Consider the following 22015-nt stretch of genomic DNA (forward strand, 5'->3'; position numbering starts at 1 on the left):
GTTGCGAACACTGTGGACAACCCGTGCGGGAGGACCGGTTGCACATCGCCGACGAGTTCTTCCTGATCACCCACAACGACAGTCGGGGCAAGGCGAAGCTGCACCCGACGGCGACCGGCCTCGGCCTCGCCGCAGGGCTGCTCGGCGAACTGGTCCTGCGTGGACACGCCACCGTCTCCGCCGGGGTCGTCACGGTGCTCGACCGTCGCCCGCCGGCCGACGCGCTGGCGCACACCGTGCTGGACCAGCTGGTCGGCGAGACGCAGCAGCACCCGGTGCGTACCTGGCTGAGCTTCCTGGCGCAGACCGCCACCACCTCGGTGGGCGAGCGGCTGGTCAGAGCGGGGGTGCTGCGCCGGCAGGAGACCCGGCGGCTGCTGCGCACCACCGTCAGCTACCTGCCGATCGACCTCAACGCGGTGGCCTGGCCGGCCACCCGGCTGCGCGCCCTGCTCGACCGGCCGGAACCGCCGAGCGTGCCCGACGGGACACTGCTGGGTCTGGTCGTCGCCGCCGGGCTGAGCCGCGAGGTGCTGTGGAGCGCCGGCCCCCGGGCGCACCACCGGCTGGGCGTGCTCATCCCGGCGCTGCCCCCGCCGCTGCGGGAACTCGTGGCGCACACCGAAGCCGCCGTCGGCGCCGCCGTGCTGCGCGGCGTCGGCTGACGCCCTCCACCCCTCCCTCCCCTCGAACCGGAGTCCGCGTATGTCGACCCCCACGCTCGACCGACCGAGCAACGTCTCCGAGGCCCTGGCCCGTGGCCGGCTCGGCGTGCCGTCGGTGATCTTCTTCGTCCTCTCCGCCGCCGCCCCGCTGACCGTCGTGGCCGGCGTCGTCACCACCGGCTACGGGGTCGTCGGGGTGCTCGGCATCCCGCTGGCCTTCCTGACGGTGGCCGCGGTGCTCGCTCTCTTCTCCATCGGGTACGTGGCGATGGCCCGGCGGATGGCCAACGCCGGCGCGTTCTACGCCTACGTCGCCCGTGGGCTGGGCCGGCCGGCCGGCGTCGGCGCCGCCTGGGTGGCGCTGATCGCGTACAACGCCCTCCAGGTGGGGCTCTACGGCACCATCGGCGCCGCCGCGGAACCGGTGCTGGGCCGCCTGTTCGGGGTGGCCCCGGCGTGGTGGGTGGTGGCGCTGGTCGCCTGGGCGACGGTCGGCGTGCTCGGGCTGCTCCGCATCGACCTGAACGGCCTGGTGCTGGCGGCGCTGCTGGTCGCCGAGATGGTGGTGATCGTGGTCTTCGACCTCGGGCAGCTGACCCACCCGGCCGGCGGGGACGTCAGCTTCGCCGCGCTGTCACCGGAGAACCTCGTCGTGCCCGGCGCCGGCGCGGTGCTGGTGCTGGCCATCCTGGGCTTCGTGGGCTTCGAGTCCGCCGTGGTGTTCAGCGAGGAGAGCAAGGACCCGCGGCGGACGGTGCGGTTGGCCACCTATCTCTCCATCGCCATCATCGCGGGGATCTACGCGCTGTCGTCGTGGAGCATGACCGTCGCCGTCGGGCCGGACCGGATCGCCGCCGAGGCGGGCGAGCAGAGCATCGGACTGATCTTCAACCTGGCCGAGGCGCACCTCGGGGGCACCGCCGTCACCATCGGCCAGGCGCTCTTCCTGACCTCGGTGCTCGCCGCGATGATCTCCTTCCACAACACCACCGCCCGGTACACGTTCGCGCTCGGCCGGGAGCGGGTGCTGCCGGCCGTGTTCGGGCAGACCTCGCCGCGCACCGGCTCGCCCCGGGCCGCCTCCCTCGCGCAGAGCGCGCTCGGCCTCGTGGTGATCCTGCTCTACGCGCTCAACGGCTGGGACCCGGTGGTGCAGCTGTTCTACTGGGTCGGCACCGCCGGGGGCTTCGGGGTGCTGCTGCTGATCGCCACCACCTCGGTCGCGGTGATCGCCTTCTTCGCCCGCGACGGTGTCGACGAGACGCTGTGGCGGCGCGCGGTCGCCCCCGGCCTCGCCGCCGTGGCCCTGGCCGTGATCGTCCTGCTCGCGGTGGTCAACTTCGCCGACCTGCTCGGGGTGGCCCCGGACTCGCCCCTGCGCTGGGCGGTCCCGGCGGTCTACCCGGTCGCCGCGCTGCTCGGCCTGCTGTGGGCGCTGGTGCTGCGCGGCAGCCGCCCCGACACGTACGCCCGGATCGGTCTGGGCGCGGAGAGCGTGGCGGTGACGGCGCCGCCGGCCGCCCACCTCGGCGGGCCCGTCCCGAGCGGGACGGCGGCGCGGCGGTGAGCGAGGTGCGCATCGAGCGGCTCGGGCCGCGGGAGACGTCGCTGGTGGCCGGCCGGATCGCCGAGGCGTTCATGGCCCTCGACGCGCCCCGGTGGCTGGTGCCCGACGCCGCGCGGCGGCAGTCCGTGCTGGCCGGCAACTTCGCGATCCTGGTGGACCACGCGATGCGGTACGGCCTCGTCCACGCGACCGCGGACCGGGCGGGGGTCGCGGTCTGGTTCCCCTCGGTGGGCGACCCGGCCCCGCCGCCGGCGGACTACGACGCCCGGCTGGCCGCGGCCTGCGGGGAGTGGACCGACCGGTTCGCCCACCTGGACAAGCTCTTCGAGGCCCACCACCCGCACCCCGACCACCACCACCTGGCGTTCCTCGCCGTCGCACCGGGCCGGCAGGGGCAGGGGCTGGGCAGCGCGCTGCTGCGGCACCACCACGCCGTGCTCGACGCCGAGGGGGTGCCCGGTTACCTGGAGGCCGCCAGCGAGACCGGTCGCGACCTGTACGCGCGGCACGGCTACCAGGTCGCCGAGCCCTTCCACCTGCCCGACGGCACGCCGTTCTGGCCGATGTGGCGGGAGCCCGCCCGCGGAGCGACGGCGGCCGGGCAGCCCGCCTGAACGACGGCGCCCGGTTCCACCTGCCCCGGGTCATCCTCAGCGAGGGGGTGACCCGGGCGTCTTTCTGCGGCGGTGGAGCGCCCGTCCCCGGACACGGCGATGGCCGGGCCCGCCGGCCCGGCCATCGCCCACGACCCCTAGTACGTGCCGTCGAGCTGACCCCGCAGCTTGGTCAGCGCGCGGGCCAGCAGCCGGGACACGTGCATCTGCGAGACGCCGATCTGCTCGGCGATCTGCGACTGCGTCAGGTTGCCGTAGAACCGCAGCGTGAGGATCTTCTGCTCCCGCTCGTCGAGCGTGGCCAGCGCCGGGCCGAGGGCGACCCGCAGCTCGGCCAGCTCGAACTCGCCGTCCACGCCGCCGAGCATGTCGCCCAGCTCGGTCGCGCGGTCGCCGTCGCCGGTCGGGGTGGAGAGCGAGACCGCGTTGTAGGCGCGGGCGCCCTCCAGGCCCTCCAGGACCTCTTCCTCGGTGAGCTTGAGGTGGGCGGCGATGTCGGCCACCGTGGGCGAGCGGCCCAGGGTCTGCAACAGCGAGCTGTTGGCGTCGGAGATGGCCAGCCGCAGCTCCTGGAGCCGGCGGGGGACCCGGATGTCCCAGGTGCGGTCGCGGAAGTGCCGCTTGAGCTCACCGATGATGGTGGGGATCGCGTAGCCGGCGAAGTCGACGCCGCGGGACGGGTCGAACTTGTCGATCGCCTTGATCAGGCCGACCGCGGCGGTCTGGGCCAGGTCGTCGGTGGGCTCGCCCCGGCCGCTGTAGCGATGGGCGAGGTGGTTGGCGAGCGGCAGCCAGGCCTCGATCGCCCTGTCGCGCAGGGCGGCGCGGGACGGGTGGCCGGCCGGCAGCGCGGCCATCGCGTTGAGCAGGTCCGCGGCGCTGTCGGTGAGCGCACGCGGGTCGAGCTTCTGGGCGGTGCTCGGCGCTGTCGTGGTCGCCGGCTCGCTGATCGTTGGCGCGGTCATGGGTGGTCCTCCCTGCACCTCGTCCGCGGATAAAAGACGTGACGCTTAGGTTTAGATTCAGATGTCCGTTCGGGAGTCACCTTAGCCCGATCGGTATGACGAAATCTAGCCGAAAGTACGATGTACTTAAGTAATTTTATGGCACGGACGGCGCTAATCGGGCAAAGCGGCCTCGGATTGTGGGCCGGCTTACCTCGGGCGTACGGTCAGCCGGCCCCGTCGGACATCGACGATGCCGCATCCGGGCGGTCCGGACCGCCCGGCCGAGCGGTCACGGTCACCCCGGATGACCGGCGCCGAATGTCGGCTTTCCGTCGTTGTCCCGTCCACGGGACGGGCCGTAGCGTGCGGGTACCCGCCCCGATCCGGAGGTGCCGTGCTCGATCCCGCCGCCCCCCATCTCGTCGTCAACAGCCGCACGCTCTTCTTCGGCTGGTTGCCGGCGGACCCGGACGCGGTCGCGGCGCTGGTGCCGGCCGGGCTGCGCCCGTCGGCCGACCGCCTGGTCTTCATGAACCAGTACGTGGTCGACGACGAGAGCCAGACCTCCGGCTTCGGCGCGTACTCGCTGACCTACCTCGGGGTGGTGCTGGCGGGGGTGGACGCGCCGGGCGGGACGAACCCCGGCGGCTGGTGGACGGACTATGTGACCTGTAGCGCACGGGTCCGCGCCTACGCCGCCGCGCGGGGGGCGCCCGCCGTCGTGGGCCGGACCCGCATCGAGCACCACGACGGGGAGATCGTCGCCGAGACGGAGATCGACGGCGTACCGGTGATCCGGGCCCGCTGCCAGGTGGGTGAGACGGGCCGGGCGATCAGCAGCGGCCACCACCGCTACTTCACCGCACGGGACGGGCAGCTGCTCAGCGCCGTCTACCCGTACGTCGCCGAACCGGTCGACCCGTTCGTGATCGAGTCGGTGGAGTTCCTGGAGCCGGCCCATCCGATCTACGCGCTCCGCCCGGAGAACCCGCTGACGATCGGGTTCGGCTTCTACTCCCCGCGCGCCTCGTTCGCCTACCCCGGCGGGCTGACGGTGCACACCGCCGACGCCGGCCCCGTCGAGGCCGCGCCCGCCCGCAGCCGGGCCGACGCCCTCTTCGTACCCGCCTGAGGTCAGGCCCGAGCGCTCACCACGTGCCCGCCCGACGGGCCCGCAGCGGCCGGCCGTCCGGGTCGTAGACCAGCCGGTACGCCGGCAGCGCCCAGGCCCGGGTGTACCAGGGCAGCCGTTCCGCGCGGTGCGGCAGCAGCCGGCCCGGCGGCCTTGGGCCGGCCTGCCCGTCGTCGTACCACCGTTGCAGCGCGTCGGCGGCGGCGCTGATCGCCGCCACGGCGTCGGCCGGGTCGATCAGGTCGGCGTCCTCGCCGCCGTCGGGGTCGCGGTCCAGGTGCTCGCGCCACAGCCGCAGCCGCAGGTCCCGGGCGAAGACCCGGGCGCCGTCGCCGAGGCCGGCCGGGTCGGTCGGCGCCCGGTCGTCCCGGGTGCCGTCCAGCACCGCGCAGGACAGCTCGCTGTCGTGCGTCCAGGACCGGCGGTTGAAGTTGTCGCTGCCCACGCTGGCCCACACGTCGTCGACCACGCACACCTTGGCGTGCACGTAGACCGGGGTGCCGGCGTGGTTCTCCACGTCGAGCACGTGCACCCGGTCCGGGGCCGCCCGCTCGCAGAGCGACAGCGCCTGCTCGCGGCCCACGGTGTTGGGCGGCAGCGCCAGCCGGCCGTCCACGTCCGGGAACCGGGGGACCACCGCGACCAGGTGCAGGTCGGGATTCTCCCGCAGCGCCCGGGCGAACAGGTCGGCGACCTCGCTGGACCACAGGTACTGGTCCTCCAGGTAGATCAGCCGCCGGGCCCGCCGGACCGCCTTGGTGTAGCCGCGGGCCACCGTGCGCTCGCCGTCGGGGGCGAAGGAGTAGCGGGGCCGGACCGCGGGGTAGGTGCGCAGCACCTGGACGTCGTGCGGGCCGCAGGGTGGCGGGTCGGCCGGCTGCGGCGGCAGCGGGTCGGGCCGCAGGTCCGCGCGGCGCAGCCGGTCGCGCAGGTAGGCGAGCGGGTTCTCCGAGTCCAGCGGCATCGGGTCGCTCCAGCGCTCCCGGAAGGTGGTGTCCAGCGCGCCCACCACCGGCCCCCGCACCGCGAGCTGCACGTCGTGCCAGGGCGGGTGGTCGCCGTAGCGGGCGGACATCTGCACCGCCTGCGGGTCACCCCGGTGGGCGGCGTCGTCGCGGCGGCTGTGACACAGGTCGATCCCGCCGGCGAAGGCGACGTCCCGTTCCGGCGCGCGCAGGTGCCGCAGTACCACCAGCTTCTGGTGGTGCGAGCCGCCCCGGCGGACCCGCTGGTCGAGCAGCACCTCGCCACCGGCGGCGGAGACCGTCTCGCTCAGGTTGCGGTTCTCCGCCTCGCTGTAGGCCAGGAGGTCGAGGTGGGAGCGCCAGATCAGGCCCTTGACCACCACGCCCCGCTGCGCGGCGCGCGCGAAGAGCTGCGCCACGGTCGGCCCGTCCGGGCGCAACCGTTGGTCCGGGTCACCCCGCCAGTCGGTGAAGAAGAGGTGGTCGCCGGCCTCCAGCGCCTGCACCTCGTCGACCAGCCGGTCGAAGTACGCGGCACCGTGAATTAACGGCTCGGCAAGGTTTCCGGTGCTCCAGACGGGTAACTCTGAGACCGGGTTGGCGCGTTCGGCTGCGCTCAGGAACCAGTTGCGTGGTGCCACCGTTCCAGCCCCCCGAGGTCGACAACGTCCTCACGGTAGGACCCGTGTCGCGGGTCCGCATCCCGGCCGGCACTCCGGTGACCGGTCGGACGGCCCCCGACAGCCCGTCCGATCACGACGCGAACACCGAGGAGGCAACACCATGCCCGGCGAGACGACGAACCCCGTGACCGAGTACCGCGAGCAGGCGGTCGAAAGCGAGCGGGGCGCGCTGGTGACGGTGTTGCTCATGGTGATCCTGGGAGTCGCGGGCATCTTCGCCGTCTCCTGACGTCACGTCCCGCCGCGCCGGTGGGGGCAACGCCCTGACGCGCCCGGTGGGCGCCATGTCCCGACGCGCCGGTGGGCGCCACCCGGCCGTGCCGGGGGCGCCCACCGTCCGCGCCTCGGATCAGGGCCTCGGGGCCTCACCGTCGGTGTGTGGCAGCCGCTCCGCGGGGACGACACCGAGCCGACCGGCCTTGAAGTCCTCGAACGCCTGGAGCAGCTCGTCGCGGGTGTTCATGACGAACGGGCCGTAGTGCGCCACCGGCTCCCGGATCGGCTCGCCGCCCATGATGTAGAGGTCCAGCGTCGGGGTGTGGCTGTCCTGGCTGGCGTCCGCGGCGAAGGTCAGCGCGTCGCCGGAACCGTGCACGGCGAGCTGCCCGGTGTGCACCGGCCGCCCGTCGGTGCCCACCGTGCCCCGCCCGCCCAGCACGTAGACCAGGGCGTTGAAGTCCGGCCGCCACGGCAGGTCGACGCGGGCGCCCGGCTGCACGGTGACGTGCGTGATGGTGATCGGGGTGTGGGTGGAGCCCGGCCCCCGGTGCCCGGCGATCTCGCCGGCGATCACCCGGATCAGCGCGCCGCCGTCGGGCGTGGTCAGCAGGGCCGCCTCGCGACCGCGGATGTCCTGGTAGCGGGGCGGGTTCATCTTCGCGGCCCGGGGCAGGTTGACCCAGAGCTGGGTGCCGTGGAACAGCCCGCCGCTCATGACGAGGTGCTCCGGCGGTGCCTCGATGTGCAGCAGGCCGCTCGCGGCCGTCATCCACTGGGTGTCGCCGTTGGTGATCGTGCCGCCGCCGCCCTGCGAGTCCTGGTGGTCCATGATCCCGTCGATCATGTAGGTCACCGTCTCGAAGCCGCGGTGCGGATGCCAGGCCGTGCCCTTCGGCTCGCCCGGGGCATAGTCCACCTCGCCCATCTGGTCCAGGTGGATGAACGGGTCCAGCTCGCCGACCGGCACGCCGGCGAACGCCCGGCGGACCGGGAAGCCCTCGCCCTCGTAGCCGCTGGGCGCGGTGGTCAGCCGGCGGACCGGGCGGAACGCCGTGGACTCGTCGAGCCTGGGCAGGCGGGGCAGGACGAGCACGTTGTCGACGGTGATGGCGGGCATCGGGGGCTCCTCAGCTGTGCGGGTGGGCGGTCGACGCGTCGCGGTCCGCGCGCAGGCGCCGGCCGAGTCGCTCGAAGATCCGGGTGAGGCAGGCGACCTCGGCGTCGTCGAGGTCGTCCATCAGGTGGGCGCGCACCGACCGCAGGTGGTGCGGGGCGGCCTCGCGCAGGGCCAGCAGCCCGGCGGCGGTGAGCACGGCCTCGCTGCCGCGGCGGTCGTCGGGACAGGACTCCCGGGCGACCAGGCCGCGCCGCTGCATGGTGGTGATCTGGTACGTCAGCCGGCTGGGCGAGAAGACCAGCCGGCTCGCCAGCTCGCCCATCCGCAGCCGCTGGCCCGGCGCCTCGGAGAGCAGGACGAGCACGTGGTAGTCGGCGAAGCTGAGCGCGCTGGCGGCGCGCAGATCGTCCTCCAGCCGCGTGTAGAGCCGCTGGCTGGCCTCGATGTAGGCGCGCCAGGCGGCGAGTCGGGCACTGTCCAGGCTCTCGGTCACGCCATGACAGTAGCACTCTTTCAAAATTTAACTAGTGTCCCGTGAGCGCGGTCACCCGCGAGGCGGCAGTGCCGTTCAGCTTTGAAGGGTGCTTCCGGGCCGGGGCGGGTCGCCGCCGGCCCGGGCCGGCCCGGAAGCCGGCGTCCGTTTGGGGCGGACGCCGGCTGCCGGACAGAGGGGCCGGGGCCGGTCGCGGCCGGCGGGCGACCCCGGCGAGGGCCTCAGCGGGCGGGCGGTGCGGCCGCCATGTGCATCCGGCCGAGCAGCTGACGCGCCTGCTCGGCGTACTGCGCGTCGACGAGCACCGCGTACTGGCCGGCGCGCAGCGAGCTGGCCGAGGTGAAGTCGCGCCGCCCGCCGGTCATCGCGTGCGCGACCGCGCCGAACACCGCTCCCCAGATCGCGCCGACGACGAGCCCGACCAGGATCGCCGCGACCCAGTTGCCGGCGGTGAAGATGCCGAACAGCAGCCCGATGAAGAGCCCGAACCAGGCCCCCGTGCCGGCACCCGCCAGGGCCGCCCGCCCCGTCGTCATCCGGCCGAGCACGGTCTCGACCAGGGTGAGGTTCGTGCCGACGATGGCGCTGTGTTCGACCGGGAACCGGTTGTCCGCCAGGTAGTCGACGACCCGCTGGGCGGACGGATAGTCCGGGTACGAGCCGATCGTCACGGTGGGCGGGCCGGTCTGTGGGCCGTGCCCGTCGTGGCCGGGGCCGCTCGGGCGGCCGGCCGGACCGGACGGGAGGGTGTCGCCGCCCGGCATCCCGGGCCGCCATGCCGAGGTGGGACTCGACGGTGTGGTCATGAGTTCCTCCTTCGTCACCGCCCGCGTTCCCGCCGCCGTCGCGAGGTAACGCTCAGCGGGCGGCGGCACGCAGGTACGCGGCGGTGGCCTCGTCGGCGGGGAAGAAGGACTCGATGGAGAGCTCCTCGACCGTCACGTCCAGCGGGGTGCCGAAGGTCGAGACGGTGCTGAGGAAGGCCAGCTCGCCGCCCGGGAGGCGCAGCCGCAGGGGCACGACCACGTCCCCGGCGCGGGGCAGGCCCGCCTCCGGGTCGGCCGGCCCGCCCGGGTAGCCGCGCAGCTCGTCGTGCAGGGCGCCCAGATCGGGATCGTCGGTCAGCGCCAGGTGCCGGCGCAGCCGCCCGAGCAGGTGGGCCCGCCACTCGCCGAGGTTCGCGATCCGGGGCGCCATGCCCTCGGGGTGCAGCGTCAGCCGCAGCGCGTTGGCCGGCGGCCGGAGCAGGTGCGCGGCGGCACCCTCCGTGAGCAGCGGCAGGGCGGCGTTGCCGGCCACCAGGTTCCAGCGCCGGTCCACCGCGACGGCCGGGTACGGCTCGTGCGCCCGCAGGACGCGGCGTACCGCGGCGAGGACCCGTCGCAGCTCGGGGGAGTCCAGCGGGGCGTGGGAGTAGACGGGGGCGTACCCGGCGGCCAGCAGCAGCCGGTTGCGGTCGCGCAGCGGCACGTCGAGGTGCTCGGCCAACCGCAGGACCATCTCCCGGCTGGGCGCGGAGCGCCCGGTCTCCACGAAGCTGAGGTGCCGGGTGGAGATCTCCGCCCCGACCGCGAGGGCGAGCTGGCTGAGCCCGCGGCGCCGGCGCCACTGCCGCAGCAGCGCCCCGACCGGCGCCCGCCGCTCCTGCGCCGCCACGGCCGCGTCCACGCGCCGATCCTAGGCCGCCCCGCACGCGACGGCTCCGGGCCCCGCCCGCCCCGTGCGGGGCGGGCGAGGCGTGGCGGTCAGGAGCAGGCGGTGCCGTTGAGGGTGAACCCGGTCGGGGTGGGCAGGGCGCCGCCCGGCCAGGTGCCCTGGAACCCGAGCGAGACCGTGCCGCCCGTGGGCAGGCCGGCGTTCCACGCGGCGTTGCGCACGGTGATCCGGTCGCCCGACTGGGTCCAGTCGCCGTTCCAGCCGTTGGTCAGCCGGATCCCGGCGCCGGGGGCGAACGTCAGCGTCCAGCCGGTGAGCGCGGCGCCGTGGTTGGTCACCCGCAGCTCGGCGGTGAAGCCGCCGGACCACGAGTTCGGGGTGTACGACACCGAGCAGCCGCCGGTCGGCGGGGGAGTGCTCGGCGGGGGCGTCGTGGGCGGGGCGGTGGTCGGGGGCGCCGTCGTGGGCGGGGCGGTGGTCGGCGGGGCGGTGGTGGGGGCCGGGCCGGCGGCCAGGGCCAGGTCGTACGCCCGCTGCGGCACGAACTGGCCGGCCGGCGCGATGCAGCCGTCGGCCTCGCCGGGCAGCTTCACCCACAGGTACGCGTCGATGGCGGAGTCGCCGGTGGCGGTGGTGCTCGGGGTGCCGATGGCCCGTCCGGCCGGGTCGCACCACTCGGAGCCGGCCGGCCCGTTGCCGTTGCGGCTGGTGTCGACGACCGCCTTGAGCCGGGACACCCCGGTCGCCGCGATCACGGCCTTGGCGTAGCCGACCTCGTCGGCGGTGCGCCGGTAGTTGGAGACGTTGAGCGAGATGCCGTCCGCGCTGTTGGCGACGTCCGCGCCGAGCAGCCGGGAGGCGGCCTCGCCGGGGGCGAGCCACGCGGAGTGCCCGATGTCGAAGTAGACCTTCGCAGCGGCCGAGCCCGCCTTGAGCTTCTTGCCGGCGTACGCCATGGAGGCCCTCGTCTCGGCCTGCTGGGCCGCGTTCTGGCAGCTGGTCATCAGCGGCAGCACGTCGGGTTCCAGGACGATGGTCGCCGGCCGCCCGGCCAGGCCGGCCGCGACCTGATCGACCCACTGCCGGTACGTGGCGTGGTCGGGCGCGCCGCCGCCGCTCGCGCCGCTGCAGTCCCGGTTCGGGATGTTGTAGACGACCAGGATCGGCACCTTGCCGGCGGCCGCCGCCGCGCCGACCAGGGCGTCGACCTCGGACCGAACGGTCGAGGTGTTGGTCCGGGTGAACCACCGGCCCTGGGGAACGTTCGCGATCCGGTCGGAGATCACGGCGGCCCGGGGGTCGCCAGGGTTGGCGGCGACCCAGGCCGCCGCGGCCGTCGCCGGGTCGACGTAGAACGCCGAGTCGGCGGCGACCGCGGCGGGTGCGCGGACGATGCCGACGGTGACGGTGGCGGCGACGGTGAGCGCCGCCGCGGCGCTCAGCGCGGCGAGTGCGGGTCTGCTTCTCACGGGATCTCCATTCCATCGAGGAGCACCGCTGGAAGCGCTCCCATGCGTCGCCGTCAAAATACGTGTTGATTGCCGCGATGTGAAGAGGCCGCGACTTTCCGGGGCGGCGGGCCGGCGCGCCGGCCGCCGGCGCACGGCCTGCGGGGAGAATGGCGGGATGCGCCTGGTGATCACCGCCGACACCCACGTGCCGAAGCGGGCCCGTGACCTGCCGGAGCCGCTCTGGGCGGCGGTCGACGCCGCCGACGTGGTGCTGCACGCGGGGGACTGGGTCGACGAGGTGCTGCTGGACGCCCTCGCCGCCCGGGCCCGCCGCCTCGTCGGGGTGTACGGCAACAACGACGGGCCGGCGCTGCGCGCCCGGCTGCCGGAGGTCGCCCGGGTGGAACTCGACGGGCTGCGGATCGCCGTCGTGCACGAGACCGGCCCGAAGACCGGGCGGGAGAGCCGCTGCGCGGCCCGCTTTCCCGACACCGACGTGCTGGTCTTCGGCCACTCGCACATCCCCTGGGACACGCTCGCCCCGGGTGGCCTGCGGCTGCTCAACCCCGGCTCGCCCACCGACCGGCGGGCCCAGCCGTACGCGACGTACCTGACGGCGCGGGTGGCGGCGGGACGGCTCGACGAGGTCGAACTGCACCGCCTGCCACCGCGCCGCCCGCCCGGTCACTGACCGCGGCCGGTCTCCTCCTGGAGCTGGTCGATCCGCTTGGAGGCCTCGGCCTTCGTCAGGCCCTCCGGCGGCTCCTCGCCGGCCTCCCGGGCCAGGGTCGCCAGGTAGGACTCCTGGGCGGCGGTCGGCGGCTCCTCGCCGGTGACCCACTCGTCCGGGTCCTTGATGGCGCCCTGCGGGTTGGCCTGGCTGCTGTTGCGGTCCGTCATGCTCTCCACCTTCCTTCGAACAGACGTGCCAATACCCCGCGCGGCGCCGATCCATGCCGCCCTCCGGCGCGTCGTCCGCGCGGACGCGTCGGGCGTGTCTCCGGCCGTCCGGGCGACGCGGGCGCGCATACGATCACCGGATGACGGCGGCGCAGCGGGCGGGTGTGGTGGTGGTCGGCGCGGGCATCGCCGGAGTGGCGTGCGCGACGGAACTGGCCCGCGCCGGCATCCCGGTGGAGATCCGCGAGCGCGCCCGGGTGGTCGGCGGCCGGATGGCCAGCCGCCGCTTCGACGGCCGGCCGGCCGACACCGGCGCCGCCTACTTCACGGTCAGCGATCCGGACTTCGCCGAGGTGGCCGAGGGTTGGCGCACGGCCGGCCTGGCCCGCGAGTGGACCGACACCTTCGTCGCGTACGGCGCCGACGGCCGGCGGCAGGTGCCCGGCCCGATGCGCTGGGCGGCGACCCGAGGGCTGCGGACGCTTGTGGAGCACCTGGCCCGGGACCTGCCGGTGACCGTGGACCGGCTCGTGCTCGGCGTCGCGCCCGGCCCGGTGGTGGACGGGCGGCCCTGCGAGGCGGTGGCGCTCGCCATGCCGGGGCCGCAGGCGGCCCTGCTGCTCGACCCGGCCCTGGCCGCCGCCACCCGGGCCACGCAGGTCCAACGCTGGTCGCCGTCCCTGGCCGGGGTGCTGCGTTTCCCGGCCCGCCGGTGGGCCACCTTCCGGGGCGCCTTCGTCAACGACCACCCGCTGCTGAACCTCGTCTGCGACGACGGCGACCGCCGCGGCGACGACGCGCCGGTGCTGGTCGCCCACACCACGCCCGAGTTCGCCGCCGGCCACCTCGCCCAGCCCTCCGGTGCCGGCCCGGCGATCGAGGAGGCCGTCCGGGACCTGCTGGGGCTGCCCGAAGCGGCGGAGCACGTGCACGTGCACCGCTGGACGTACGCGAAGCCCACCGAAGGCCCCGGCGGCACGTACCACCTCGACGCCGACGGCGTCGGGCTGGCCGGCGACGCCTTCGGCGCACCCCGGGTGCAGAGCGCCTGGCTCTCCGGTCGCGACCTCGGCCGCGCCCTCGTCACCCGCCTGGGCGCAGGGTGAGGAAGCGGCCCCTGCGCACACCGGCGGGCCGGGCGGTCAACCCCCGGTGGTGACGGGCTCGCCGGCGTGGCGGCGTTCGGACGGGTCGGACGTGCGTTCCCCCGCCCGGTCCAGCAACTGCATCACCGGGGTCGCCGCGATGCCGTGCACCACCACCGAGACGATCACCACGAGGCCGACTGTCGCCCAGATCAGGTCCGCCTGGGGAAAGTCGGTCTTCGCGGTCGCGTACGCGATGTAGAAGAACGAGCCGACGCCCCGGATGCCGAACAGGGCGATCACCCAGTGCTCGGCCGGCCGGCCGGGCGCCCCCCGCAGCGACAACCAGCCGAGCAGCGGGCGGACCACGAAGACCAGCGCCAGCCCGACCGCGGCGGCCGGCCAGGTCAGCGGGCCCAGCAGGCCACCCACCACGGCGCCGCCGAAGAGCAGCAGCAACAGCACGGTGAGCAGCCGCTCCACCTGCTCGGCGAAGTCGTGCAGCACGGAGTGGAACTCGTGGGTGCGCTCCGCGGCCCGGATCGCCCGCGCGGCCACGAAGACCGCCAGGAAGCCGTATCCGCTGATGACCTCCACCAGCCCGTACGCCAGGAAGGTCGCGGCCAGCGCGAGGAAGCCCTCCGAGTGCCGGGCCAGCCGCAGCTTGCTCGGGGCCCGGAAGAAGAGCTTGCCGAGCAGCCACCCGACCAGCCACCCGCCGGCCACCCCGGCCGCCACCTTCCAGAGCACGTCCACGCCGAGCCAGTGGCCCAGCCAGTCGCCCGGGGCGAGGCTGGTGGTGGCGATGGCGATGGCCGCGTACACGAAGGGGAAGGCCAGCCCGTCGTTCAGCCCGGCCTCGGAGGTCAGGGCGAAGCGGACCTCGTCCTCGGAGTCCTCGACGTCGGTGGGCTCGCCGACCTGCACGTCGGCGGCGAGCACCGGATCGGTCGGGGCGAGCGCCGCCCCCAGCAGCAGCGCGGCGGCCGGCACCAGCCCGGCCCACCACCAGCCGAGCACCGCCACCGCCACGATGCACAGCGGCATGGCGATCGCCAGCAGCCGCCAGGTCGACGACCAGCGGGCCCAGCTCAACGGCCGGTCGATCTTCAGCCCGGCGCCCATCAGCGCGACGATGACGCCGATCTCGGTGAGGTGGGTGGCGATCTGCGGATGCGCGAGCGGGTCAGGGTCCGGCAGTCCGACGGGCAGGAGGAAGACCAGCATGCCCAGCCCGAGGAAGGCGATCGGCATGGACAGTGGCCGACGTTCGAGCACGCGGGGCAGGATCCCCGCCAGCAACGCGCCCAGACCGACCACCGCGAACGCCACGTCTACCGGCTCCACGACCCCACCTCTCCGCCTCGCCCACGGCGTGCGGGCAGGTGGTGCAAGTCCTTGCCCCCGGAAGACTTCTCGTATTCCTCTCCGGAGCGACGGAGTCGGCGGTGGTCACCCCGCCCGGGTGACCGGCGAGTCGTCGAGGGCGGCGAGCAGCGCGGCGGGGTCCTCGTAGACGGCCACCGCACCGGCCCCGGCCAGCTCGCCCCGGCCGGTGCCGCCGCAGGTCAGCCCGACGCAGGGGATGTCCAGCTCGCCGGCGGCGGCGACGTCCCACACCGAGTCACCGACGAAGACCACGCGTTCGGCGGCGAGCCCGGACTGCTCCAGCGCGGCGACCAGGATGTCCGGCGCCGGCTTGCTCTCCCGCGCGTCCGCCGAGCTGGTGATCGTGTGGATCACGTCGTCGGCGGCCAGCGCCCGGCGCAGCGCGGTCACCTCGTGCTCGGCGGCGGAGGTCGCCAGCACCACCCGCAGTCCCCGCTCCGCGCAGGCGCGCAGCAGGTCGGCGGCGCGGGGCAGCGGAACCAGCCGCTCCCAGTACTCGGCGAAGAGGGTGTCGTGGGCGGCGCGCAGCTTCTGGTCCGCGCTCCGGTCGCGCTCCGGGCCGAGCAGGTGGTCGAGCAGCTTGTCCGAGCCCATCCCGATCGCGCGGTGGATCGTCGCCATGGGTACGGGCCGGTCGGTCTGGCGCAGCGCCTCCCACCAGCTCACGGTGTGCAGGTAGGTGGTGTCGACCAGGGTGCCGTCCACGTCGAAGAGGACACCGGTGGGCTCGTCGGTGGGCATACGGTCCTCCTACCCCGTCGGGCCGGGCTGACGCCCCCGCTCAGGCGGGCGGGATGAGGATCTCGAACCAGACCGTCGAGCCGCGTACGGTCGGGTCCGTCCCCCACGCGTCGCTCAGCTCCTCGATCAGCCCCAGCCCCCGGCCCCGGCTGCTGAGCGTGTCGGTCTGCGCGCGGGTCACCGTGCCCCGGGTGCCCGAGTCGGCGACCGACACCAGCAGCCGCTCCGGGCTGAGGTCGATCTCCACCCGGGCGGCCGTGCCCGCGTGCAGCAGGGCGTTGGTGGTCAGTTCGCTGGTGCAGAGCACCGCCGCGCCGACGATCGACTCGGGCACCTGCCACTCCGTCAGCTGCGCGGTCATCCAGTGCCGTACCCGGCTCGGCGCGGTCGGCTCGGCCGGCACCTCCATGCTCGTCGACCGGGATGGCCGCAGCGCGTGCTCCACCGCCAGCACCGCGACGTCGTCCTCGGTGGCGCCGGGCACCGCTGCGGTGGCCACCGCGCACAACGCGCGGGGGTCGCCGCTGCCCGCGCCGGCCACGGCGACGGCCAGGGCGTCCAGGCCGGTCGTCAGGTCCTGCCGGCGCCGCTCCACCACACCGTCGCTGAACAGCAGCAGCGTGTCGCCGGGGGCGAAGGGCACCGTGACGGTGCGCGGCCGGCAGCCCAGGCCCAGCGGGGCGCCCGCGGGCACGTCGAGGTATTCGGCGACCGGGTCGCCGTCCGGGGCGCACCGGCGGATCAGCGGGGCGGGGTGACCGGCGCTGGCCAGAGTGAGCCGCTGCCGGTCGGCGTCGACGACCCCGAAGACCACCGTCACGAACAGCTCGTGCGTGTCGCCCTCGGCGCCCAGGCTGGTCACCAACCGGTCGAGCCCGGCCAGCACGGCGTCGGGGCGGGGGTCGGTAAGCGCCAGCGCCCGCAGCGCCGCGCGGACCTGACCCATCCGGGCCGCGGCCTGCACGTCGTGGCCGGCGACGTCGCCGAGCACGATCCCCAGGCCGCCGTCGGGCAGCAGGAAGGCGTCGTAGAAGTCCCCGCCGGCGGCGTTGCCGTCGACGCCCGGGTCGTAGCGGGCGGCGATCCGCGTCCGTGGCAGATCGGGCAGGTGCTCCGGCAGCATGCTGCGTTGCAGCAGCTGAGCCGTGCCGTGCTGGGTCTCGAACCGGCGGGCCCGCTCGGCGGCCTGGCCGACCAGCTCGGCCGAGGCGGCCAGCAGCGCGCGCCGGGCGGCCGACCAGACGTGCGGGACCTGGTAGCCGACCGTCAGCCCGCCGCGCACCACCGAGGCCCGCAGCGGCACCGCCGCGAGCGAGCGGACCTTCTGGTCGTGCCGGTCCACCGCGATGTCCCGCAGCGGCTGGCCGTCGTCGACGAAGTACGGCACACCGCTGCGGGCGGAGGTCACCACCGGCCCCAGCCAGTCCGGCGGGATGCGCCGCCACAGCGGGGGGAGCCGCTCGTCGGCCTCGTCCATCAGCTCGCCACGGATGCGCCGGACCATCCGCCAGCCGCCGCCGCCCTCGTCGACGGCGAACGAGACCCGGTCGGCGTCGAACGCCGTGATCGCGTAGCGCAGCGCGACCCGGGCCACGTCGTCCAGGGTGAGGGTGCCGGCGAGCGCCGCGGCGAAGTCGCTGAGGCTCTGCAACTGCTGGGTGACCTGGGTGGTCTCCGCGGCCACGGTCAGCACGCCGACGATCCGCCCGGAGGTGTCGCGTACGGGGGAGTAGCCCCGGGTGAAGACCGACTGCTCGACCAGGCCCGAACGGCGGTGCAGCGGAAGCGTGGTCTCCTTCTCCAGGAACGGCTCCCCGGAGCGGTAGGTGTGCGCGATGGCGTCCCCGACGCCGGGCAGCGGCCAGGACTCCGCGAAAACCTGGGCCGCCGGCCGACCCACCGCGTCGGGGTGTCGGTCGCCGATCAGCTCCGCGTACGCGTCGTTGTAGACGAGCAGGTGCTCGTCGCCCAGGGTGAGGGCCATCGGTACGGGCGAGGCGAGGAGCAGTTCCGCGGCGGCCCGGACCGCCGGGTCCCACGTCCGCCACGCACCGAGCGGGGTGCCACCCCAGTCGTGGCGCGGGACGGCGGCCGCCATGCCCGACGCGGAGGGCGTTCCCGAGACCGGGGCTGGTGGGTTCGGGACCCGTCCGACCGTTCCTGGCATGAGCGCAGCCTAGCCGGAGGCTCCGCCGGCTGTTTCCGATCATGCCCCGCACCACGCCGGGGTCGAACGTTCGGGCAGGTCAAGGCCCTTCTGCGGTGACATGTCGGGAAAAACTCGGGGACTCCGACGGCGTGCCGCGTCGGCGACGGGGTAAGCGCGCGGCGCAGTCCATGCGACAGGAGGGACATCATGCCGGAAAGCCTCGCGGTCAGGCAGGTCGACATCGGCGACGCCGTGGCCGACATGTGGAGGTCGGTGCTGCTCTTCATACCGCGGGCCATCGCGTTCATCGCGATCCTCGTGGTCGGATGGCTCATCGCCAGAGCCGTGCTCAAGATCGTGGACACGGCGCTGGAACGGGTCGGGTTCGACAGGGCGGTGGAACGGGGCGGCATCAAGCGCGCGCTGGAACGCACCAAGTACGACGCCAGTGACATCCTGGCGAGACTCGCGTACTACGCCGTACTGCTGTTCACCCTGCAGTTCGCCTTCGGGGTGTGGGGACCCAACGCGATCAGTGACCTGATCAGCGGCGTGGTCGCCTGGCTGCCACGCGCCTTCGTGGCGATCGTCATCATCGTCGTGGCCGCCGCGATCGCCAACGCCGTCCGGGATCTGGTCACCGGGGCGCTGGGCGGGCTCGCGTACGGCAAGGTCCTGGCGGACCTGGTGGCGGTCTTCATCCTCGCGCTGGGTGTGATCGCCGCGCTGAACCAGGTGGGCATCGCCACCACGGTGACCACACCGGTGCTGATCGCGGTGCTCGCCACCGTGGCCGGCATCCTGATCGTCGGCGTCGGCGGTGGCCTGGTGCGGCCGATGCAGAACCGCTGGGAAGGCTGGCTGAACCGGATGGCCGAGGAGTCGCGGGCGGTGCAGGAGCACCGCCGGGCCCGGGAGGCCGGTCAGACCGACGTCGGCCGGCAGATGGCGGACCGGACGGCGGCCGAGCGCACCGAGGTCATGCCCCGCGGGCAGGAGTCCGCGACGGCCGGCGGGCGCGGCACGTACCAGTCGGGGAACGTCAGCGACGAGACCCAGCAGTTCCGCCGTTGACCTGGCGGTGAGCGAGACGGGGAGGGGTGTCCGCGGACGTGCGGGCGCCCCTCCGGCGTCTCCAGCCGGGCCCGCCCGGCCCGTGCCGGCCGGCACGGCGTCCGGGGCCTCAGACGAGCGGGCCGCCCCGGCCCGTGGCGGTCGGCGCGGCCTCCCGGGGGCGGCGGTTCAGGCCAGCGGGAGCGGGGCGGTCGTCGGGGCCCCGAGCGAGCGGGTCAGCGCGCAGACCGCGAGCAGCCGGGTGAGCAGCCAGTCCGGTGCGGACCAGTCCACCGGGGCCGCCGGCGGCTGCCAGCCGTGCTCCAGCGCGGCGGCGCGGACGCCCTCCGCGTAGCCGGCGAGCGCGGCGGCGCTCAGCGGCCGGCGGTCGCCGTCCAGGCTCTCCCGCACCGCCGCGGCGTGCTGGTCGACCAGGGCGAGCAGGCCCGGACGCGCGGCGGCGGCGGCCAGTCCCTCGGCGCCGACCGAGGTGGACAGGAGAGCGAGGGTGGCTCGCGCCGAACTGGCGGCGGAACGGGCCTCGACCCGGGTGAACGGCACACGCATGGTGACCGAGGCTATCCGGCCGTGACCAGGGTCGACCTCGGCCGGTCGGCGGGTTTTTCACCCTCCCCCGAACGGTCAGCGGGCGGCGCGGGGGTTGATCCGACGCGGGTGGGGCAGGAGGAGAACCGCCCGGACGGGCACAGCCGAAACCTGGAGGAACGGATGGGACGACACGAGGACGGGCCGGACGAACGGCACCGCAGGCCCGCCGGGGTCAGCGACGAGACGGTGGCGGCGCTCGGCAAGCTCAGCGAGGCGCTGGAGTGCGTCGAGCGGGTCCGCGGTCACCTCTACTCGCTGCACCAGCTGGTGGGGCACGCCGACCTGATGCTCGACGACGCGGTGGAGATGTTCCGCGCCGCCGGGCACGACCGGATCGCCGACCGGATCGACACCGACCTGCTGGGCCGCAACGTGATCGCCGGACGGTGGACGTTCCAGATCGTCGAGGACTTCGACGACAACTACTACGCCCTCTTCCGCGACCTGGATCGGGCGGCCCGGGAGGAGCTGGTCGGCGGTCGCCGGCACCTCTACGAGGCGGAGATGAAGGAGCGGCGGCGCAGCCGGGGCCGCCCCGGTCACGAGGCGCGCCCCGACGGGGCCGGCTAGCGCCTGTCGGCGCCCCGGTCACGAGGCGCTGCCCCGACGGAGCGGCCACCGCGCGGCCAGCCCGGCCGCGATACGTACAGCGCCGGCTGCCGCGTCACGCGCAGCGCCGGCTGCCGCGTCACTCCATGGAGCGGGCGTCCGCCGGGCGGCGGCGGGCCGCGTCGTCGGCGATGATCACGGTCGCCACCATCAGCGCGACGCAGAGGCTGAACAACCAGGAGTCGTCCGATGCCAGCTTGGCGGAGACGGGAGCCTGCAGCGCGGCGAGGAGGAAGCCGAGCCATGCCAGGCGGCGCTGACGCGTGGAGAGGATGCCGGAGCCCTGATGCATCCCGAAAGTCTTGCTCGCGACCCGGCGCTTGCCGTCAGCCGAACGGCCGATTCTGGATGAGCTGTCCGTTTTACCGCCCGTCCGGACCGTAATCTTCGTCCCACCGGGGGAGGCGGACTGGCGCCGCCACCGTCTCCGGGCAGGATGGTCCTCCGTGTCCACCGCCCCGCCCCGCGCCTCGCTGCTCCTGCTGGCCTACCTCGCCTTCGTCAGCCTCGGCCTGCCCGACGGCCTGATCGGCGTGGGCTGGCCCTCGATCCGGGCCGACTTCGACGTGCCCACCGAGGCCGTCGGCCTCGTGCTCACCGCCGGCACCGCCGGCTACCTGACCTCCAGCGTGCTGGCCGGCTTCACGCTGGCCCGGCTCGGCGTCGGCTGGCTGCTCGCCGGCAGCACGCTGCTGGCCAGCCTCGCGCTCACGGGCTACGCGTCGACGCCCGGGCTCACCCTGATGGTGGGCTGCGCGCTGGTGCTCGGCCTCGGCTCCGGCGCGATCGACTCCGGCCTGAACGCGTACGCGGCCGGCGCCTTCGGCCCCCGGCACATGAACTGGATGCACGCGTTCTTCGGCCTCGGCGTGGCGCTCGGACCGTTGATCATGACCGGCGCGCTCAGCGCCGGGCTCTCCTGGCGCTGGGGCTACGGCCTGGTGGCGGGGGCCCAGCTCGCGCTGGCCGCCGCGTTCGCGCTGACCGTGCGGGCCTGGCGGGACCGCGCCCCGGCCCGCGAGCCCGCCGCGTCCGCCGCCGGGGAGGCGGCCGCCCCACCGACCGTCACCCGGGTACGCGAGACGCTGCGTCTGCCGGCGGTCTGGCTCGGCGCGTCGGCCTTCGCCGTCTACGTGGCCATCGAGGTGGCGGCCGGGCTCTGGGCGTTCCTGCTGCTGACCGAGGGACGCGGCCTCGGCGCGGCCGTCGCCGGCGTCTGCGTCTCGGGCTACTGGGGCAGCCTGTTCGTCGGGCGGGTCGTGCAGGGCGTGGTGGCCGAACGGCTGGGCGGGGCGGTGGTGCTGCGGGGCAGCCTCGCCGGGATGGCGGTCGGTGCGGTCCTGATCGCGCTGCCGGCACCGGCCTGGGTCGCCGTGGCCGGGCTGTTCGTCGTCGGCTTCGCCGCCGCCCCGGTCTTCCCGCTGCTCACCCTCACCACCGCCGAGCGGGTCGGTGCGGCGCACGCGGACCGGACCATCGGGCTCCAGATCGCCGCGGCCGGGCTGGGCGGCGCGCTGGTGCCCGCCGGCATCGGGGTGCTGCTCGGCAACACCTCGGTCGAGCTGCTGGGGCCGGCGCTCGTCGTCCTCGCGCTGGGCCTGATCGCCCTGCACGCGGCCGGGACCCGCCGGCCGGTCCCCACGCCCCGCTGAGCGGCACGGCGGGCGGACCCGGGTGGGCCCGCCCGCCGCGCCGTGCGGTTCACATCGTGTCCGGTCCGGTCCGGCCGGTCGTCGAGGGCCGGTACGCGCGTTCCGGGTCGGTCGGCTCCCGGCCCGTACCGGCGGCCTGCCCGCCCCGGTCCGCCGCCTCCGGGCCGTGCCCGAAGGCCGCCTCCTCGCCGGCGTCGTTCCCCGTCACGTCGTCGGCCTGGCCGTCCAGGGTCGACCGCGCGACGGCCCGGTCCAGTTCCTGGAGCGAAGTCCGTTCCTCGTCCCGCCACACCTTGTCGTCGTCCGTCATGCCAGTCGC

Annotated in this window: 24 protein-coding genes; 10 read left to right on the top strand and 14 right to left on the bottom strand. The window is 74.8% G+C overall.

The genetic code is table 11. The features are described from left to right. Nucleotides 1-23 precede the first annotated feature (23 nt). From ACN27A_RS31820 to ACN27A_RS31830, 3 genes are read left to right on the top strand one after another with little or no spacing between them, the layout of a single operon-like run. Nucleotides 24-665 carry a GOLPH3/VPS74 family protein gene (locus tag ACN27A_RS31820; protein WP_421458147.1) on the top strand — a complete coding sequence of 214 codons (642 nt, stop codon included), beginning with the start codon at nt 24-26 and terminating at the stop codon, nt 663-665. 40 nt (nt 666-705) lie between these two features. After that, complete coding sequence (locus ACN27A_RS31825) at nt 706-2232, top strand: APC family permease (protein WP_421458148.1); 1527 nt, start codon at nt 706-708, stop codon at nt 2230-2232. Further along, nucleotides 2229-2846: a GNAT family N-acetyltransferase gene (locus ACN27A_RS31830; protein ID WP_421458149.1), complete on the top strand. Its 618-nt coding sequence runs from the start codon at nt 2229-2231 to the stop codon at nt 2844-2846. The genes ACN27A_RS31825 and ACN27A_RS31830 overlap by 4 nt, the downstream gene beginning before the upstream one ends. Before the next feature lie 137 nt (nt 2847-2983). On the opposite strand, the gene ACN27A_RS31835 is transcribed toward ACN27A_RS31830, so the two are convergent. Beyond that, the gene (locus ACN27A_RS31835; RefSeq protein WP_357579948.1) at nt 2984-3811 is read right to left on the bottom strand and encodes a SigB/SigF/SigG family RNA polymerase sigma factor; all 828 of its coding nucleotides are present in this window, start codon (nt 3809-3811) and stop codon (nt 2984-2986) included. 376 nt (nt 3812-4187) lie between these two features. Here ACN27A_RS31835 and ACN27A_RS31840 point away from each other — a divergent pair, with 376 nt between their 5' ends. After that, nucleotides 4188-4925: a hypothetical protein gene (locus ACN27A_RS31840; protein WP_421458150.1), complete on the top strand. Its 738-nt coding sequence runs from the start codon at nt 4188-4190 to the stop codon at nt 4923-4925. A 16-nt stretch (nt 4926-4941) separates the two neighbouring features. Here ACN27A_RS31840 and ACN27A_RS31845 read toward each other — a convergent pair whose 3' ends face one another. Continuing rightward, nucleotides 4942-6531: a phospholipase D family protein gene (locus ACN27A_RS31845; protein ID WP_421458151.1), complete on the bottom strand. Its 1590-nt coding sequence runs from the start codon at nt 6529-6531 to the stop codon at nt 4942-4944. 142 nt (nt 6532-6673) lie between these two features. Between ACN27A_RS31845 and ACN27A_RS31850 the strand changes: the two genes are divergently transcribed. Then, a complete protein-coding gene (locus ACN27A_RS31850) occupies nt 6674-6802 on the top strand; it encodes a hypothetical protein (protein ID WP_255474758.1) in 129 nt (42 codons plus the stop codon). A 120-nt stretch (nt 6803-6922) separates the two neighbouring features. Here ACN27A_RS31850 and ACN27A_RS31855 read toward each other — a convergent pair whose 3' ends face one another. From ACN27A_RS31855 to ACN27A_RS31875, 5 genes are all read right to left on the bottom strand, one after another. After that, nucleotides 6923-7909 (bottom strand): pirin family protein, encoded by a 987-nt coding sequence (locus ACN27A_RS31855; RefSeq protein ID WP_421458152.1) that lies wholly within the window; start codon nt 7907-7909, stop codon nt 6923-6925. A 10-nt stretch (nt 7910-7919) separates the two neighbouring features. Next, nucleotides 7920-8402, bottom strand: a complete 483-nt coding sequence (locus ACN27A_RS31860; RefSeq protein ID WP_421458153.1) for a MarR family winged helix-turn-helix transcriptional regulator — start codon at nt 8400-8402, stop codon at nt 7920-7922. Between the two features lie 221 nt (nt 8403-8623). Further along, on the bottom strand, nt 8624-9208 hold the full coding sequence (locus tag ACN27A_RS31865) for a general stress protein (RefSeq protein WP_421458154.1): 585 nt from the start codon (nt 9206-9208) through the stop codon (nt 8624-8626). A gap of 52 nt (nt 9209-9260) precedes the next feature. Continuing rightward, the gene (locus tag ACN27A_RS31870) at nt 9261-10070 is read right to left on the bottom strand and encodes a helix-turn-helix domain-containing protein (protein WP_421458155.1); all 810 of its coding nucleotides are present in this window, start codon (nt 10068-10070) and stop codon (nt 9261-9263) included. A 77-nt stretch (nt 10071-10147) separates the two neighbouring features. Further along, nucleotides 10148-11527: a glycoside hydrolase family 6 protein gene (locus ACN27A_RS31875; RefSeq protein WP_421458156.1), complete on the bottom strand. Its 1380-nt coding sequence runs from the start codon at nt 11525-11527 to the stop codon at nt 10148-10150. A 157-nt stretch (nt 11528-11684) separates the two neighbouring features. Between ACN27A_RS31875 and ACN27A_RS31880 the strand changes: the two genes are divergently transcribed. Continuing rightward, nucleotides 11685-12200 (top strand): metallophosphoesterase family protein, encoded by a 516-nt coding sequence (locus ACN27A_RS31880; protein WP_421458157.1) that lies wholly within the window; start codon nt 11685-11687, stop codon nt 12198-12200. Here ACN27A_RS31880 and ACN27A_RS31885 read toward each other — a convergent pair. Beyond that, the gene (locus tag ACN27A_RS31885) at nt 12194-12409 is read right to left on the bottom strand and encodes a DUF3072 domain-containing protein (RefSeq protein WP_421458158.1); all 216 of its coding nucleotides are present in this window, start codon (nt 12407-12409) and stop codon (nt 12194-12196) included. The genes ACN27A_RS31880 and ACN27A_RS31885 overlap by 7 nt on opposite strands. A gap of 164 nt (nt 12410-12573) precedes the next feature. Here ACN27A_RS31885 and ACN27A_RS31890 point away from each other — a divergent pair, with 164 nt between their 5' ends. Then, the gene (locus tag ACN27A_RS31890; RefSeq protein WP_421458699.1) at nt 12574-13515 is read left to right on the top strand and encodes an NAD(P)/FAD-dependent oxidoreductase; all 942 of its coding nucleotides are present in this window, start codon (nt 12574-12576) and stop codon (nt 13513-13515) included. Nucleotides 13516-13551: 36 nt separating this feature from the next. Here ACN27A_RS31890 and ACN27A_RS31895 read toward each other — a convergent pair whose 3' ends face one another. The 3 genes from ACN27A_RS31895 to ACN27A_RS31905 form a co-directional block, all read right to left on the bottom strand. Further along, the gene (locus tag ACN27A_RS31895; protein ID WP_421458159.1) at nt 13552-14841 is read right to left on the bottom strand and encodes a cation:proton antiporter; all 1290 of its coding nucleotides are present in this window, start codon (nt 14839-14841) and stop codon (nt 13552-13554) included. A gap of 105 nt (nt 14842-14946) precedes the next feature. Continuing rightward, nucleotides 14947-15624 (bottom strand): HAD family hydrolase, encoded by a 678-nt coding sequence (locus ACN27A_RS31900; RefSeq protein ID WP_421458160.1) that lies wholly within the window; start codon nt 15622-15624, stop codon nt 14947-14949. Between the two features lie 40 nt (nt 15625-15664). Further along, nucleotides 15665-17791 (bottom strand): SpoIIE family protein phosphatase, encoded by a 2127-nt coding sequence (locus ACN27A_RS31905; RefSeq protein ID WP_421458161.1) that lies wholly within the window; start codon nt 17789-17791, stop codon nt 15665-15667. A 189-nt stretch (nt 17792-17980) separates the two neighbouring features. On the opposite strand from ACN27A_RS31905, the gene ACN27A_RS31910 reads away from it, so the two are divergent. Continuing rightward, nucleotides 17981-18847, top strand: a complete 867-nt coding sequence (locus ACN27A_RS31910; protein ID WP_421458162.1) for a mechanosensitive ion channel family protein — start codon at nt 17981-17983, stop codon at nt 18845-18847. A 168-nt stretch (nt 18848-19015) separates the two neighbouring features. Here ACN27A_RS31910 and ACN27A_RS31915 read toward each other — a convergent pair whose 3' ends face one another. Continuing rightward, complete coding sequence (locus tag ACN27A_RS31915; protein ID WP_421458163.1) at nt 19016-19393, bottom strand: DUF6401 family natural product biosynthesis protein; 378 nt, start codon at nt 19391-19393, stop codon at nt 19016-19018. Between the two features lie 162 nt (nt 19394-19555). Between ACN27A_RS31915 and ACN27A_RS31920 the strand changes: the two genes are divergently transcribed. Next, entirely contained in the window at nt 19556-20005 is a 450-nt protein-coding gene (locus ACN27A_RS31920; protein ID WP_132235958.1) for a hypothetical protein, read from the top strand. Nucleotides 20006-20123: 118 nt separating this feature from the next. On the opposite strand, the gene ACN27A_RS31925 is transcribed toward ACN27A_RS31920, so the two are convergent. After that, nucleotides 20124-20336, bottom strand: a complete 213-nt coding sequence (locus ACN27A_RS31925; RefSeq protein ID WP_132235960.1) for a hypothetical protein — start codon at nt 20334-20336, stop codon at nt 20124-20126. Between the two features lie 154 nt (nt 20337-20490). On the opposite strand from ACN27A_RS31925, the gene ACN27A_RS31930 reads away from it, so the two are divergent. Further along, the gene (locus ACN27A_RS31930; protein ID WP_421458164.1) at nt 20491-21696 is read left to right on the top strand and encodes an MFS transporter; all 1206 of its coding nucleotides are present in this window, start codon (nt 20491-20493) and stop codon (nt 21694-21696) included. 49 nt (nt 21697-21745) lie between these two features. Here the strand turns inward: ACN27A_RS31930 and ACN27A_RS31935 are convergent, their stop codons facing one another. Further along, nucleotides 21746-22006: a hypothetical protein gene (locus ACN27A_RS31935; RefSeq protein ID WP_421458165.1), complete on the bottom strand. Its 261-nt coding sequence runs from the start codon at nt 22004-22006 to the stop codon at nt 21746-21748. Nucleotides 22007-22015: the final 9 nt, after the last annotated feature.

It is taken from the genome of Micromonospora sp. WMMD737 (assembly GCF_049179055.1).
GTDB classification, from domain to species: Bacteria; Actinomycetota; Actinomycetes; order Mycobacteriales; family Micromonosporaceae; genus Micromonospora; species Micromonospora reichwaldensis.

What these genes read in the sequence shown, in the direction of transcription:
- ACN27A_RS31825 (WP_421458148.1), top strand. Translation starts at nt 706, where the DNA reads ATGTCGACCCCCACGCTCGACCGACCGAGCAACGTCTCCGAGGCCCTG.
- ACN27A_RS31880 (WP_421458157.1), top strand. Translation starts at nt 11,685, where the DNA reads ATGCGCCTGGTGATCACCGCCGACACCCACGTGCCGAAGCGGGCCCGT.
- ACN27A_RS31920 (WP_132235958.1), top strand. Translation starts at nt 19,556, where the DNA reads ATGGGACGACACGAGGACGGGCCGGACGAACGGCACCGCAGGCCCGCC.
- ACN27A_RS31915 (WP_421458163.1), bottom strand. Translation starts at nt 19,393, where the DNA reads ATGCGTGTGCCGTTCACCCGGGTCGAGGCCCGTTCCGCCGCCAGTTCG.
- ACN27A_RS31910 (WP_421458162.1), top strand. Translation starts at nt 17,981, where the DNA reads ATGCCGGAAAGCCTCGCGGTCAGGCAGGTCGACATCGGCGACGCCGTG.
- ACN27A_RS31935 (WP_421458165.1), bottom strand. Translation starts at nt 22,006, where the DNA reads ATGACGGACGACGACAAGGTGTGGCGGGACGAGGAACGGACTTCGCTC.
- ACN27A_RS31835 (WP_357579948.1), bottom strand. Translation starts at nt 3,811, where the DNA reads ATGACCGCGCCAACGATCAGCGAGCCGGCGACCACGACAGCGCCGAGC.
- ACN27A_RS31865 (WP_421458154.1), bottom strand. Translation starts at nt 9,208, where the DNA reads ATGACCACACCGTCGAGTCCCACCTCGGCATGGCGGCCCGGGATGCCG.
- ACN27A_RS31850 (WP_255474758.1), top strand. Translation starts at nt 6,674, where the DNA reads ATGCCCGGCGAGACGACGAACCCCGTGACCGAGTACCGCGAGCAGGCG.
- ACN27A_RS31905 (WP_421458161.1), bottom strand. Translation starts at nt 17,791, where the DNA reads ATGCCAGGAACGGTCGGACGGGTCCCGAACCCACCAGCCCCGGTCTCG.
- ACN27A_RS31900 (WP_421458160.1), bottom strand. Translation starts at nt 15,624, where the DNA reads ATGCCCACCGACGAGCCCACCGGTGTCCTCTTCGACGTGGACGGCACC.
- ACN27A_RS31855 (WP_421458152.1), bottom strand. Translation starts at nt 7,909, where the DNA reads ATGCCCGCCATCACCGTCGACAACGTGCTCGTCCTGCCCCGCCTGCCC.
- ACN27A_RS31925 (WP_132235960.1), bottom strand. Translation starts at nt 20,336, where the DNA reads ATGCATCAGGGCTCCGGCATCCTCTCCACGCGTCAGCGCCGCCTGGCA.
- ACN27A_RS31885 (WP_421458158.1), bottom strand. Translation starts at nt 12,409, where the DNA reads ATGACGGACCGCAACAGCAGCCAGGCCAACCCGCAGGGCGCCATCAAG.